Origin of the sequence: Kitasatospora sp. NPDC059747 (assembly GCF_042732955.1) — a bacterium.
In the GTDB taxonomy this organism is placed as follows: Bacteria; Actinomycetota; Actinomycetes; order Streptomycetales; family Streptomycetaceae; genus Kitasatospora.
Genome location: NZ_JBHWGV010000067.1, coordinates 1 through 13,422 on the forward strand (window position 1 = coordinate 1; position 13,422 = coordinate 13,422).

The following is a 13,422-nucleotide window of genomic DNA, read 5'->3' on the forward strand; positions in this document are numbered from 1 at the left end:
AGAGACCGGCCGGGGCCGGCCCGGGGGCCGGGGCTGCGGGGGCGCCGCCGGCGGGCGGGAAGCTGCGCGGGATCGGCCACGCGCCCGGCGCGGGGGCGGCGGGCGCCGGAGGGGCTGCGGGGGCCGGGGCCGGGGCTGCGACCGGGGCCTCCTGGACAGGTGCAGGAGCCGGAGCCGGGACGTCCGCTGCGGGCGGCGCCACCACCGGTGCTGCCACCGGTGCTGCCACCGCGGGGGCGGCCATCACGGGCGCCGCCATCACGGGCGCGGCCGTGCCCGGCACCGCCATCGGCGCGGCGAAACCGCCCGCCGCCGCCCGCCGCTCCAGCTTGTCGAGCCGTGCCTGGAGCGACAGCTCGTCGCTGTAGGCGCCGGGCAGCATCACGCGGGCGCAGATCAGCTCCAGCTGGAGCCGGGGGGCCGCGTTGCCGCGCATCTCGGTCAGCCCGGTGTTGACGATGTCGGCGGCCCGGCTGAGCTCGGCCGCCCCGAAGGCGTCCGCCTGGGCCTGCATCACGGCGACGCGGTCGGCGGGGGCGTCGATCAGCCCCTTCTCACCCGCCTCCGGCACGGTGGCGAGGATCACGAGGTCGCGCAGTCGCTCCAGCAGGTCCGTGACGAACCGGCGCGGGTCGTGCCCGCCCTCGACCACCCGGTCGATCACCTGGAACACCGTCGCGCCGTCCTGCGCGGCGAAGGCGTCCACCACCTCGTCCAGCAGCGCCGAGTCCGTGTACCCGAGCAGCGCCGTCGCCATCTGGTACGTCACGCCGCCCTCGGTGGCGCCGGCCAGCAGCTGGTCCATGACCGACATCGAGTCGCGCACGGACCCGGCGCCGGCCCGGACGACGAGCGGGAACACCGCGTCCTCGACCTGGATGCCCTCCCGGCCGCAGACCTCGGCCAGGTAGTCGCGCAGCGTGCCGGGCGGGACCAGCCGAAACGGGTAGTGATGCGTCCGGGACCGGATTGTCCCGATGACCTTCTCCGGCTCGGTGGTCGCGAAGATGAACTTGAGGTGCTCCGGCGGCTCCTCCACCACCTTGAGCAGCGCGTTGAAGCCGGCCGAGGTCACCATGTGCGCCTCGTCCAGGATGAAGATCTTGTACCGGCTGTGCACCGGCGCGAAGAACGCCCGCTCGCGCAGCTCGCGCGCGTCGTCCACACCACCGTGCGACGCGGCGTCGATCTCGATCACGTCGATCGACCCGGGCCCGCCCGTGGCGAGGTCCCGGCAGGACTGGCACTCGCCGCAGGGCGTCGGCGTGGGCCCCTGCTCACAGTTCAGACAGCGGGCCAGGATGCGTGCGCTCGTCGTCTTCCCACAGCCGCGCGGCCCGCTGAACAGGTACGCGTGGTTGACCCTGTTGTTGCGCAGGGCCTGCTGGAGCGGAGCGGTCACGTGCTCCTGCCCGATGACCTCCGCGAAGGTCTCGGGGCGGTAGCGGCGGTACAGGGCTAGGGACACACCCCCGACGATATCGGGACGGACCGACAAACGCGGCACCCCTCGTCCCACCCGCAGCCCCTTGGAAGGCCCTCCGGGAACGCAAAGACCCCCCGTGCACCCGCCAGAGCCCTCCTACCCTTGCTGCCTTCCGGCCCTGGGGGGGTTCAGAGAGATAACGCCACACGAGGGGCTGCCCCCAACACTACCGGATCCCAGCCCCGACGATCCACAGGCCACCCCCACCTCCCCACCTCGGGATAGCTGGTCGCGAGCACCCCAAAACATGTACTAAGCTCTCCCACGGAGGATTCGCCTAGAGGCCTAGGGCGCACGCTTGGAAAGCGTGTTGGGGGCAACCCCTCACGAGTTCGAATCTCGTATCCTCCGCCTCTGCCAGCCATGGCAGCACGAAGGCCCGGACCGCATCACGCGGCCCGGGCCTTCGTCGTTCCCGGGTTCCGGTTCCGGTCTCAGTCGGGTTCTCCGACCGCCACCGCGGCGGTCTCCGACATCGGGCTGCTCTTGCCACAGTGGTCGGTCATGCGGCGGGGGAATCCGCTCCGGGTGGGGGTGGCAGGAACTCGGTGAGGGTGGCGTCGGCGGCGGTGAGGGCCTGCGGGCCGGCGCTCAGGGAGTTGTGGACCAGGGACACGGTGGCGTCGTCGATGCCGCAGAACTCGGATATGCCGACCCGGAGCTGGCGGTCGAGCAGGGTGTCCCAGCCGCGTTGGGCGAATTCCTCGCGGGAGTAGCTGGAGAGGCCGAGCCAGAGCATCCGTTTGGCGCCCAGTCGGGGGCGGCTGCGGCCGTAGGCGAAGCCGTAGTTCCAGACCCGGTCGATCCAGCCCTTGAGGATGGCCGGGAGTCCGAACCACCAGACCGGGAAGACCACGACCACGACGTCGGCGGCGACGATCCGGTCCATGTGGGCGCGGACCTCGGGCGAGTACCGCTTCTCCCGGTCCGTCCAGTCCGGCTCGTCCTCGGGGCCGGTGCGCGGGTCGAAGTCCTCGGCGTAGAGGTCCAGCAGGTCGACGGTGTATCCGGCGGCGGCCAGGCGTTCGCGGGTGCGGTGGGCGATCCGTGCGGTGAGGGAGTCGCCGCGCGGGTGGGCGAGGACCAGCAGGGCGTGCTGCGCCATGGCGGTCAGCCCTCCAGCCGGACGAGCATCTTGCCGGTGTTGGCGCCGCGCAGCACGCCGAGGAACGCGGCCGGCGCCTGGTCGATCCCCTCGAGGACGGTCTCGGCGGAGCGGAGCGTGCCGTCGGCGAGCCAACCCGCGGCACGCTCGATCCACTCGGGGAAGAGGTGGAACTGGTTGCTGACGAGCATGCCCCGCAGGGTCAGTTCCTTGGCGACCGCCCGGAACAGGTTGTCGGGGCCGGGAGCCGGCACGGTGTCGTTGTAGCCGCTGATGGCGCCGACCAGGGCGATCCGGCCGCCGCTGCGCATCGCGCCGATGGCCGCCCGCAGGTGGTCGCCGCCGACGCTGTCCAGGTACACGTCGATACCGTCCGGCGCGGCCTCGGCGAGTTGCTCCTCCAGCGAGCCCGCCCGGTAGTCGATCGCGGCGTCGTACCCGAAATCCGTCACCAGCTTCTCCGCCTTCTCCGGGCCGCCGGCCGAGCCGATCACCCGAGAGGCCCCGAGCCGGCGGGCCAGCTGGCCCGCGATGCTGCCCACGGCGCCGGCGGCGGCGGAGATGAAGACCACATCCCCCTCGCGCACCGGGGCGGTCACGGTCAGCGCCGTGTACGCGCTCAGGCCGGTGGTGCCCAACGCACCCAGGTACGCCGACGCCGGGGCGATGCCGGTGTCGACGACGGTCGCGGCCGAGGCGTCCAGCACCACGTGCTCGCGCCAGCCCAGCCAGTGGAAGACGGTCGCGCCGACTGGCACCGCGGCGGAGCGCGAGGCGATCACCACGCCGACCGCGCTGCCCTCCAGCGCCTCGCCGAGCCGGAACGGCGGGAGGTACGAGGGGGCGTCGTCCATCCGGCCCCGCATGTACGGGTCCACCGACATCCAGGTGTTGCGGACGACGATCTCGCCCTCGGCCGGCTCCGGCAGCTCGGTGCGGACCAGCTCGAAGTTGTCCGCGGTGGGCTCGCCGGCCGGACGCGAGGCGAGGTGGATCTCGGCGGAGACGATGGTGCTCCGGTTCGTGGTCTGGTTCGTCATGGTGGGCTTCCTCTTCCGTTCCGCGGGGCCGTTCTCGGTCACGGGGACGACTCTGCCGGGGGCCGCGCACGATCGGCTGACGGTCCACGCACGGGCTCGCACGAAGGCTTGTCCAGGGCTGGAGTTAACGTGGCGTCATGCGCTTCGAGGTGTTGGGTCCATTGCAGGTCCGTACCGACGCGGGGGATCCGGTCACCGTCCGCGAGCCGAAGGTCCGCACCCTGCTGGCCGATCTACTGGCGCACCACGGGCAACCGGTCCCGACGGACCGCCTGGTCGACGACCTGTGGGGCGAGGCCTTGCCCGGAAACCCGGCCAACACGCTCCAGACCAAGGTCTCGCAGCTGCGCCGGGCCCTGGAGTCGGCCGAGCCCGGCGGCCGGGAGCTGGTCGTCCACCGGCCGGCCGGCTATCTGCTGCAGGTGCCGCAGGAGGCGGTGGACAGCGCCCGGTTCGCCGACCTGATCATTCGGGCACGCCGCACCGCGGACCCGCGGGCCCGGGTCCCGTTGCTCTCGGACGCCCTGGCACTGTGGCGCGGGCCGGCCTTCGCCGAGTTCCGCGACCACCGGTTCGCCGCGGCGACCGCCACCGGGCTTGACGAGCAACGGCTGACCGCCCTGGAGGACCTGGCCGACGGGCGCCTGGAGCTGGGCGACCACCTGGCGCTGGCCGACGAGTTGGGCGATCTCACCCGGGAGCATCCGCTGCGGGAGCGACTGCGGGGGCTACACATGCGCGCGCTCTACCGCTCGGGCCGGCAGACCGAGGCGCTGGCCGGCTACCGCGCGCTGACGGAACGCTTGGCCGAGGAACTCGGGCTGGACCCCGGCCCCGAGCTGGTCGCCCTGCACGGCGCGATCCTCCGTCAGGACCTGGAACCGACGCCCTCCCCAGTCACCCTCACCGCTCCCCCGCCCGACCGGCCCAACCCGCCACGCACCAACCTGCCGGCCGGGTTGACCGATCTGATCGGGCGAGGCCGGGACCTCGCCCGGATCGGCGAACTACTCGAAGCCGGGCGATTGGTGACCCTCACCGGGCCCGGCGGAGCCGGCAAGACCCGACTCGCCCTGGAAGCCGCCCGGGCCGGCGACGCGTCCTCCTTCCCCGACGGGGTCTGGCTGGTCGAACTCGCCGCCGAAACGGGCGGGAACACCGGCACGGCCGAGGTGGCCTCGGCCGTGACCGCCGTACTGGGCATCCGCGACCACGCCGGCGCCGGTCCGCCACCCGGCCCGGCAGTGGACCGGCTCACCCACGCACTCGGCCCCCGGCGCATGCTGCTGGTCCTGGACAACTGCGAGCATGTCGTCGAGCCGGTCGCCGAGCTCACCGAGCGGCTGCTGCGGCACGCGCCCGGCCTGCGCGTCCTGGCCACGAGCCGGGAGCCGCTGGCGGTCTCCGGCGAGACGCTGCACGCGGTCGAGCCGCTGCCGGAGCCCGATGCGGTCCGGCTCTTCGCGGCGAGGGCGGCGGCCGCCGCCCCGGGATTCGCCCTCGGCCCTGCCAACGCCGACGTCGTGGCCCTGATCTGCGAGCGCCTCGACGGGATCCCGCTGGCGCTGGAGCTCGCCGCCGCCCGGGTCCGGACACTGGGCGTCCACGAACTGTCCGAGCGCCTGGCCGACCGGTTCCGGCTGCTGAACGCGGGGCGGCGGACCGCCCCCGCCCGGCAGCGGACCCTGCGCGCGGTGATCGACTGGAGCTGGGAGCTGCTGACCGACCCCGAGCGCGCCGTACTGCGCCGACTGGCCGTCTTCGCGGGGGGCTGCACATTGGCCGCCGCCGAGGAGATCTGCTCCGCATCGGACGTACCCGCCGACGCCGTCCTCGACGTGCTCACCCGCCTGGTGGACCGCTCGCTGGTCACCGCGCTGGACGACGAGGACGGCCCGAGATACAGGATGCTGGAGTCGGTCGCCGCCTACAGCCTCGAACAGCTCGACGATGCAGGAGAGTTGCGGCTCACACGCGAACGGCACCGGATTCACTACACCGAGCTGGCCGAACGGGCGCAGCCGTGGCTGTACGGCCCCGACCAGCGCCGATGGCTTCGTCGACTCGACCACGAGAGCACCAATCTGCGCGCCGCACTCGCCGACGCGGCCGCCGACGGCGACGCCGCATCGGCCGTGCGGCAGGTCAACGCACTGGCCTGGTACTGGTTCCTGCGCGGACGGCTCGGTGAGGCCCGGCGTTCGTTCGGTCTGGCGCTCGACACCGGCCCGCTCGGTCGCGAGGACGGCTCCGCGACGCATGACTCCACGGCCCGGGCCGACGCGCTGGTCAGGCAGGCGGCGTTCGCCCTGCTGGCCGGCGACCGCACGCTACCGAACCAGCCGATCAACGGTGCGGGCACCCGGGCCCGGTGGTTCCTGGCCCTCGCCCGGTGCGGCTTCGCGGAGGCGTCCGACGAGGAGCTCACCGCCGGCCTGGTGGCCGAGTTCGGCGCCGCCGACGACCGTTGGGGCATCGCCGCGACCCAGAGCACCCTCGCCAGCCTGGCCATGTACCGGGGCGACCTGGCCGGCCTGAGGCGGCACGCCGTCGACGGCACGGAACGCTTCGCCGAACTCGGTGACCGATGGGGACAGCTGCGGGCCGCCGAACAGCTGGGCGTGCTGGCCGAGATCGCCGGTGACTACCAGGAGGCCGCCCGGCTGCACCGCGACGGCGTGCGCATCGCGGAGGAACTGGAACTCTGGACGGACGTCTCGTTCTTCCTGTCCAGGCTCGGCCGGATCGCCCTGCTCACCGGCGAGTTCGGCCCTGCCGGGGAGTTCCACGAGCGGGCGCGGCGGCTGGCCGCCGAGCAGTCCCACCGGCCCGCGGAGCAGTTCGCCGAGACCGGGCTCGCCCTCGGGGCACGCCGGCAGGGCGAGCTCGATGCCGCCGAGGCGCATCTGCGTCCCTGGCTGGAGTGGAACCGCAGGCTGGGTGTGGATTCCGGGCTGGCCCTGATCCTCGCGGAACTCGGCTTCGTCGCCGAGCAGCGCGGCGACGCCCGGCAGGCACGGGAGTTGCACCTGGAGGGTCTGACCGCGGCCCGCAGGACCGACGATCCCCGGGCGGTCGCACTCGCGCTCGAAGGGCTGGCCGGAGCACAGGCCCTCGCGGACCGACCCGACCACGCCGCCCGGCTGCTCGGCACCGCCGCCGCCGTCCGGGAGTCGCTCGGCGCACCGCTTCCCCGGGCCGAACGCGGTGATGTCGACCGCATCAGCCTGCGCGCGACCGAGGCCCTCGGGAAGGACGCCTTCGCAGCGGCCTTCCGGCGGGGCCGCGAGCTGGAACCCGTCGGCCATCTACCGGAGTTGCCCGAATCCGCCGCGGGCGACCCGGGCGCCGCGGCGGCGGGGCTGCTCAGTACTCGCCGAGGGTGATGGCGGTGGCCGCCTTGTGGATGGGCTCGATGAGCTTGGCCATGATGCGCTCCTTGCCGGGCAGTCGCGCCATCAGCGAGAGCATCGCCATCGAGAACCGGACCTGGCCGCTGGTGCGCATGACCATCCGCTTGACGTTCGCCGGCCCGAGCTTCTGGTTCTGCTCGGCGAAGGGCCGCACCTGCCGCTCGTAGCCCGCGAAACCGGCCTCGTACGCGCCGCCGGCCGCGGCCAGTTCTCCCGCCAGGACGTAGGCGGCCACCAGGGCGAGACCGGTCCCCTGCCCCGACGCGGGGGAGGCGCAGCAGGCCGCGTCTCCGAGCAGGGCCACTCGCCCCTGGGACCAGCGGTCCATGTGGACCTGGCTGAGCGAGTCGAAGTAGAAGTCGGGGGCGCTCGCCATGCCTTCGAGCAGACCGGGGACCTCCCAGCCCTCTCCCGCGTAGGCGCTCGCCAGCAGGCGCTGCTGCTCGGCGCGGTCGCGGTGGTCGTAGGTCAGCGGTTCGGAGGCGAAGAGGAACATCGCCTTGGCTCCGGTGTCCCGGGCGGTGCTGTAGGTCAGTACCGTGCGGCCGGCGCCGACGTAGGTGAGCTCCTCGCGGTCCAGGTCCAGCCGGTTGGGGACGCTGAAGATCGAGATGTAGTGGCCGAGGTCGCGGACGTACCGGTTCTCCGGGCCGAAGGCCAGGTCACGGGTCCGGGAGTGCAGCCCGTCGGCGCCGAGGACGAGGTCGAAGACCTGGGTGCGGCCGCTGTCGAAGGTGACCTTCACCCCGTCGGGGCCGTCGGTGAGCGAGGCGATGGAGTCGTCGAAGAGGTATTCGACGTCGTTCTCGGTCAGCTCGTACAGGATGCGGTTCAGGTCGCCGCGCAGGATCTCGGCATCTCCGTGGACGCGCCCTCCGAAGGTGTCGCCGTCCATGCTCGCCACCCGCTTGCCGGTGGCGTCGACCACGGACCCTTCTCGCACGTCGGTGCGCAACCGGCGGATCTCGTCCAGCACGCCCATCCGCCGGACCACCTCCAGCGCCGCACCACGGATGTCGACCTTGTAGCCGCCCTCCCGGATCCCGGAAGCCCGCTCCACCACCGTGGGCGTGAAGCCGTGGCGCCGCAGCCAGTAGGCAAGGGCCGTGCCCGCGATGCCGGCACCGGAGATCAGGACGTTCGTGTTCTTCATGGGAAGCCCCCCCGAGTCAGGTCTGAACCGGCACTGACAGTACTGCAGTGTTAGACGCTTGTGCAAGACGCTTGTTCAAAACCGGTTCGGGCGATAGCTTCGGCGAGCCGCCCGCGGCCCACCTGACGGGCCGGCGGCTTTCCTGGCCGTGAACGTCGCGCTGTGGCGCGCACTTGATCACGGTTCAGTTCGCAGTGTGGCGCCGCGGCCATCGGGTGGCGTGCGCGAGGGAGAAGGGGGAAGTGCCATGGCGCAGTCGCAGGAGTCGCTGGCCGCGTTCGTCGAGGCGACGGCCGAGGAGTACGGGCTGCCCGGCGTCGCCGTCGGGGTATGGGGCGGCGGGAAGGAGATCTACGCCTGCCACGGCGTGACGAGCGTCGACAACCCGCTGCCCGTCGACGAGCGGACGCTGTTCGTGCTGGGCTCGGTCTCCAAGACGTTCACCGCGACCGTGCTGATGCGCCTGGTCGCCGAAGGGCGCGTCGAACTGGACGCGCCGGTGCGCCGCTACGTCCCCGAGCTGGTGCTCCCGGACGAGCGGGCCGCGGCCGGGATCACCGTCCTCAACCTGCTCAACCACACCGCCGGACTGGACTGGCGGATGAACGTCGACACCGGGGAGGGAGACGACGCCCTGGCCGCGTACGTGGCGAGGATGTCCGAGTCGCAGCCGATCGCGCCGCCCGGCACCCGGGCCTCCTACAGCCAGATGGCGTTCAACCTGGCCGGGCGGATCATCGAGAAGGTCACCGGTCTGACCTACGAACAGGCCGTCTCCTCACTCCTGTTCGAGCCGCTCGGCCTGTCGCACACCTCCTTCGCGGTCAACGAGGTCATGACCCGGCGCTTCGCCGTCGGACACACCGTCGGCGAGGACGGCACACCCACCGTCGCGCGGAAGTGGAAGGACACCCGCGCCAACAACCCCGGCGGGGGCGGCGCGTCCTCGGTGGCGGACCTGCTCCGCTGGGCCCGCTTCCACCTCGGTGACGGCCGCGGCCAGGACGGCACCCCGGTCCTGCCCGCCGAAGCCCTGCGGCGCATGCGGCAGCAGACCGTCGAACTGCACGGCAGCACGCTCGGCGACGCCTTCGGCATCTGCTGGTTCCTGCGCGACGTGGACGGCGTGCGCACCGTGGGCCACGGCGGCTCCACCAACGGCCAGTTCGCCGAACTCCTCATCGTCCCCGAGCACGACTTCGCCGTCGCCGCGCTGTCCAACGCGGGGCCCGACGGCGGCCTCGCCTTCAACCGGGCCGCCCTCCGGTGGGCGCTCGAACACCACCTGGGGCTGGTCGAGCGGGATCCGGAGCCCCTCCCCTTCGACGAGGCCCGGGCCCAGGAGGCCGCCGGGACCTACGAGAACGACGTGATGGCGCTCACCATCGCCGTCGACGGCGCCGGGCTGACGATCTCCTGCGCCATCAAGCCGGAGATCCGCGCGGCCGCCGACACCGAACTGCCCGCGGACCTGCCCCCGGCCGCCCTCGGCCTGCTGCCCGGCGACGGAGACGAGTACATCGTCACCAGCGGCGGCCTCACCGGACAGCGCGGCTTCTTCACCCGCGACGACGCCGGCACAATCACCGGAGCCGACCTCGCCGGCCGCCTCTTCACCAGGACCCCGGCGGACCGGTAGCCCGATCGCAACGACGTCGTCCCGGCCACACCGACCCTGCTCGCCGCGACGGCGTGGCCCCGGGTATTCGAAGCCCGGGGCCACGCCGTGAGCGTGGTGTCTCTGCTGTTGCGGTGCGGACTGCCTGACGACATGTCAGGCACTTGCGCCGACGGGTTCAGGCGGCCGGGGCGACGGCCAGGAGGCCGGTGGCGCGGTCCGCGGTGAGCACGCCGAGGATGAAGCCGTCCTCGTCGACGACGGGCCAGACCTCCAGGTGCTTGATCCGCATCGCGATCGCGGCCAGGGCCAGCCCCATGGTCGGCCAGGCGAACGGGCCGCGCTGGTGCGCGGTGGCGCTGATCGCGGTTCGCTCGGTGTACCAGGAACCGGCCAGGAACGCGTGGAGTCCGGTCCGGGTGACCAGGCCCTCGCACCGGCCGTCGTGGTCGCGGACCAGCAGGTACTCGACGCCGGCGCCGCGGAGGACGTCGTTGGCCTGGTCGACGGTGTCGTCGTCGGCTATCCGGTAGTCGCAGGGGTCCATGGCGTCGGCGACCGTGAGGCCGCGGTTGCGTCGTGCCGGCTGCGGGGAGTGCGTGGTCACGGTGCTCACCGTTCCCGTCTCCGGCTGCCCGCCGGGGGGCTGCCGGGCTGTCCTTCAACCAGAACGAAGCCGGAACGGGTACCGGAATGCGGGATGCCCTGGATGTCTACGACCCTACTCCGGTGGCGAGCGGCCCGGAGCGGCTCGGAGCGCACCGCCGCGGAGTAGCGTGGGAGACAACCGAGGACATTCCGCACACCGGCATCAGCGCCGACGTCGCCCTGGGTCTGACGGGTCCCTCGCGGACCGGACGGGCGGCTTCGCATGATGCCGATTCCATTCCCCAGCTCTTCCTCCTCCGGGCCGTGGACGGTGCCCGGCTCCCCGCTGCTGCCGCGGCTGGAACTCGAGCCGACGATGTCGCGGGAGGGTGTCTTCGACGGCGCCTGGTGGCCCCGCTCGAACCACGTCCTCGCCGAACTGCCGGACCTGATCACGGCGCTCGGCGCCCACTTCGGGCGCATCGTCCGGGTCGGCCTCGACACCTCGGCCTGGGACGGAGTGCCCCGATCCGTCCCGGCGAACGGCCTCACCATCCGGATCAACTGGTTCACCGGCAGCGACGCGACGATCAGCGTCACCCGGGGCTTCCAGGATCACTTCCTGCTGCTGGTGGTACCGCCGGGCACCGCCTCGGCCACGGCCGCCTCGGCCATGGCCGGCGCCTCGGCGACCGGGAACCACACCCCGGCGGCGGAGCTCCTGCTCCGCTGAGCGGTCCGGGCAGGCGGCCGCAGCGGGGTCGGCCGATGATGGAAGCCAAGGAGAGCGCGACGTCCGGGAGCGACGTCCGAGAGCGGCGTATGGCTGTATGGCATGTCCGGGACTTCACGCCGGACGACCTCGAAGCGGTGGTCCGCCTCGACGCGGAGAGCACCACGACGGACCGCGCCGCCGTCTTCCGGCTCTCCGACGTCGTCGCCGCCTTGCAGGCACGGAACCCGAGCGTCGTCGTGGTGGCCGACGGACACCTCGTGGGCGCGGCGGTGGGCCGGGTGGACGGGGACCGCGCCTGGGTGCTGCGCATCGCCCTGCACCCCGCCTGGCGGAACCTGGGCATGGGTTCCGCCCTGCTGTCGGCGTTGGAGCACCGTCTGCGGGACGCCGGCGCCAGGATCGTCGCGGCGCTGCTGCCCGACGAGGAGACCGGGGCCACCGCACTGGTCAACTCCGGATTCCACCCCCACCGGGGCCTCACGTACTTCGAGAAGTCGGAGGCCGTGGGCGCTCAGGGCGCGACGGTCCTGGCGGCGCTCGGCGCGGTCATGCCCGAGGCCGGCCTGTGGAAGCAGCTCACGGGCATGGCCGACGAGAAGCGGCTCATCGAACGGCGTCTGGTCCTGCCGCTGGCGAATCCCGGGCTGGCGGACGCCCACGGGGTGGAACCGCCCCGCGCGGTGGTGCTGTTCGGTCCGCCGGGCACGGGCAAGAGCACGTTCGCCAAGGCCGTGGCCGGCCGGCTCGGCTGGCCGTTCGTCGAGCTCTTCCCCTCCCGGCTCGCGTCCGAGGAGGGGCTGGCCACCGGACTCGGCCGCCGCTTCGAGGAGGTGGCGCAGCTCGACCACGTGCTGCTCTTCATCGACGAGGTCGAGGAGGTCGCCGGCACGCGCAGCCTCGCCGCCCCCGCGTCGGTCGGGGTGGTCAACGAACTCCTCAAGTCGATCGTGCGGTTCCGCGACCGCGACGGCCGGCTGCTCGTCTGCGCCACCAACTCGGTGACCGCCCTGGACCCGGCGTTCCTGCGGCACGGCCGGTTCGACTACGTCCTGCCGGTCGGGCCGCCCGACTCCGTGGCCCGCGACGTGCTGTGGGCCGGCTACACGGCGAAAACGGGTACCGCCGCCGACACCGCGGTCCTCGCCGGGGCCAGCGAGGGCTTCACCCCCGCCGACATCAGGCAGGTCGCCATGGCGGTCGCCCAGAGCGCCTTCGAGCGCACGCTCGACACCGGGGAACGGACGCAGCCCAGCACCCAGGACTACCTGGACGCCATCCACCGCACCCGCCCCACCGTTTCCGAGGAGATGGCCCGGGAGTTCGCCGACCAGGCGATCCGCTACGGGCGGGTCTGAGGACGCCCGCGGTTCCGGGGCCCGTCCGACGGCGCCGGGCTGAAACCCCGCCACCGCGACCATGCCCGGTCCGGGCCGGACCGGGAGTAACCTGGATGTCACCGAAGGCACTTCGCATGCCGGCACCGGATACTGGCGTCGTCTCCGGCGAACGGCAATGCCGGGCCCGACCCCGTGGGCCGGACCCGGAGACAGGTCCTCGGTCATGACCACGACACTCGATCGTGCGACGACGCCCGCCGCCCCGGATTCCACCGCACGGCTCTCCCTCGCGCTCGCGCCCCGTGGCGTGCGGCCGGGCCGGCTGGACGGGGCCTGGTGGCCCCGCTCGCGTGATCTCCTTCTCGAACTCCCCGCCCTGGCCGCCGAAATCGACGAGCGGTGGGGCCGGATCACCCGGATCACCGTGAACCCCGCGAAGTGGCCCGTCATCCCCCCGCGCATCCCGGTCGCCGGGCACACCGTCCACGCGGGCTGGTTCACCACCGAGCAGGACGAGCACACGATCGCGGTGTTCTCGTACGCCCCCCGCAGGCTGAACCTGCTGGTCGTCCCGCCGGAGACGGATGCCGTCGATGCCGCCCGGCTGATGGCCGAAGCCGCCCGTCCCGCGAACACCATGGACGCGAGCGCCCTGCTCGCCATGGTGACGGGCAGCGGAGTGCAGGCGCCGGGGCCGCGCTCCGACTTCCTGCCGTCGGCCGTCGCTCCCTCCGACGACGCCGCCGAGGCGGACAGGCGGGCGGACGTCGCCCGCGGCCGGGCCGCCGCCTGGCCGGTACCCGCGTAGCCGGCGGGACGGCCGTGGCGCCCGCCACGGCGGCGGGGCCAGCGCGGGGGGCGCCCGCGCCCCCGCGCGCCAGCCGCTCGGGGCGAGGCGGCCGGCGCCCGGCAGGCGGAGCCCCGCGGCGGGGGGTCGCGCGACCCG

Annotated in this window: 10 protein-coding genes, 1 tRNA gene and 1 other RNA gene; 6 read left to right on the forward strand and 6 right to left on the reverse strand. The window is 73.1% G+C overall.

All coding sequences use genetic code 11. From position 1 onward, the window contains the following. Positions 1 to 1,468 (reverse strand): DNA polymerase III subunit gamma and tau (locus ACFV4G_RS26570; RefSeq protein WP_380444520.1); only part of this gene is annotated, 1,468 nt, incomplete at its 3' end. A gap of 83 nt (positions 1,469 to 1,551) precedes the next feature. Then, positions 1,552 to 1,642: signal recognition particle sRNA small type (gene ffs / locus ACFV4G_RS26575), an RNA gene on the reverse strand. A gap of 110 nt (positions 1,643 to 1,752) precedes the next feature. Here ffs and ACFV4G_RS26580 point away from each other — a divergent pair. Then, positions 1,753 to 1,837 (forward strand) — tRNA-Ser (locus tag ACFV4G_RS26580). 151 nt (positions 1,838 to 1,988) lie between these two features. Here the strand turns inward: ACFV4G_RS26580 and ACFV4G_RS26585 are convergent. Beyond that, positions 1,989 to 2,591 carry an NAD(P)H oxidoreductase gene (locus tag ACFV4G_RS26585; RefSeq protein WP_380444521.1) on the reverse strand — a complete coding sequence of 201 codons (603 nt, stop codon included), beginning with the start codon at positions 2,589 to 2,591 and terminating at the stop codon, positions 1,989 to 1,991. A 5-nt stretch (positions 2,592 to 2,596) separates the two neighbouring features. Then, complete coding sequence (locus ACFV4G_RS26590) at positions 2,597 to 3,631, reverse strand: NADP-dependent oxidoreductase (protein ID WP_380444522.1); 1,035 nt, start codon at positions 3,629 to 3,631, stop codon at positions 2,597 to 2,599. Positions 3,632 to 3,768: 137 nt separating this feature from the next. Between ACFV4G_RS26590 and ACFV4G_RS26595 the strand changes: the two genes are divergently transcribed. Then, entirely contained in the window at positions 3,769 to 7,017 is a 3,249-nt protein-coding gene (locus tag ACFV4G_RS26595; RefSeq protein WP_380444523.1) for a BTAD domain-containing putative transcriptional regulator, read from the forward strand. Here the strand turns inward: ACFV4G_RS26595 and ACFV4G_RS26600 are convergent. Then, complete coding sequence (locus ACFV4G_RS26600) at positions 6,998 to 8,197, reverse strand: FAD-dependent monooxygenase (RefSeq protein ID WP_380444524.1); 1,200 nt, start codon at positions 8,195 to 8,197, stop codon at positions 6,998 to 7,000. The genes ACFV4G_RS26595 and ACFV4G_RS26600 overlap by 20 nt on opposite strands. Before the next feature lie 247 nt (positions 8,198 to 8,444). On the opposite strand from ACFV4G_RS26600, the gene ACFV4G_RS26605 reads away from it, so the two are divergent. Continuing rightward, on the forward strand, positions 8,445 to 9,836 hold the full coding sequence (locus tag ACFV4G_RS26605) for a serine hydrolase domain-containing protein (RefSeq protein WP_380444525.1): 1,392 nt from the start codon (positions 8,445 to 8,447) through the stop codon (positions 9,834 to 9,836). 157 nt (positions 9,837 to 9,993) lie between these two features. On the opposite strand, the gene ACFV4G_RS26610 is transcribed toward ACFV4G_RS26605, so the two are convergent. After that, positions 9,994 to 10,422 carry a CBS domain-containing protein gene (locus ACFV4G_RS26610; RefSeq protein WP_380444526.1) on the reverse strand — a complete coding sequence of 143 codons (429 nt, stop codon included), beginning with the start codon at positions 10,420 to 10,422 and terminating at the stop codon, positions 9,994 to 9,996. Positions 10,423 to 10,686: 264 nt separating this feature from the next. Here ACFV4G_RS26610 and ACFV4G_RS26615 point away from each other — a divergent pair, with 264 nt between their 5' ends. The 3 genes from ACFV4G_RS26615 (at position 10,687) to ACFV4G_RS26625 (ending at position 13,284) form a co-directional block, all read left to right on the forward strand. Continuing rightward, positions 10,687 to 11,136, forward strand: coding sequence for a DUF5994 family protein (locus ACFV4G_RS26615; RefSeq protein WP_380444527.1), 450 nt, complete (start codon positions 10,687 to 10,689; stop codon positions 11,134 to 11,136). Positions 11,137 to 11,225: 89 nt separating this feature from the next. Continuing rightward, positions 11,226 to 12,494 carry an ATP-binding protein gene (locus ACFV4G_RS26620; RefSeq protein WP_380444529.1) on the forward strand — a complete coding sequence of 423 codons (1,269 nt, stop codon included), beginning with the start codon at positions 11,226 to 11,228 and terminating at the stop codon, positions 12,492 to 12,494. A gap of 205 nt (positions 12,495 to 12,699) precedes the next feature. Continuing rightward, complete coding sequence (locus ACFV4G_RS26625; protein ID WP_380444531.1) at positions 12,700 to 13,284, forward strand: DUF5994 family protein; 585 nt, start codon at positions 12,700 to 12,702, stop codon at positions 13,282 to 13,284. The last annotated feature ends 138 nt before the right edge of the window (positions 13,285 to 13,422 follow it).

Excerpts from the sequence above, each read along its gene's own strand:
- ACFV4G_RS26620 (WP_380444529.1), top strand. The coding sequence starts at position 11,226 with ATGGCTGTATGGCATGTCCGGGACTTCACGCCGGACGACCTCGAAGCG.
- ACFV4G_RS26615 (WP_380444527.1), top strand. The coding sequence starts at position 10,687 with ATGATGCCGATTCCATTCCCCAGCTCTTCCTCCTCCGGGCCGTGGACG.
- ACFV4G_RS26590 (WP_380444522.1), bottom strand. The coding sequence starts at position 3,631 with ATGACGAACCAGACCACGAACCGGAGCACCATCGTCTCCGCCGAGATC.
- ACFV4G_RS26595 (WP_380444523.1), top strand. The coding sequence starts at position 3,769 with ATGCGCTTCGAGGTGTTGGGTCCATTGCAGGTCCGTACCGACGCGGGG.
- ACFV4G_RS26625 (WP_380444531.1), top strand. The coding sequence starts at position 12,700 with ATGACCACGACACTCGATCGTGCGACGACGCCCGCCGCCCCGGATTCC.
- ACFV4G_RS26585 (WP_380444521.1), bottom strand. The coding sequence starts at position 2,591 with ATGGCGCAGCACGCCCTGCTGGTCCTCGCCCACCCGCGCGGCGACTCC.
- ACFV4G_RS26600 (WP_380444524.1), bottom strand. The coding sequence starts at position 8,197 with ATGAAGAACACGAACGTCCTGATCTCCGGTGCCGGCATCGCGGGCACG.
- ACFV4G_RS26605 (WP_380444525.1), top strand. The coding sequence starts at position 8,445 with ATGGCGCAGTCGCAGGAGTCGCTGGCCGCGTTCGTCGAGGCGACGGCC.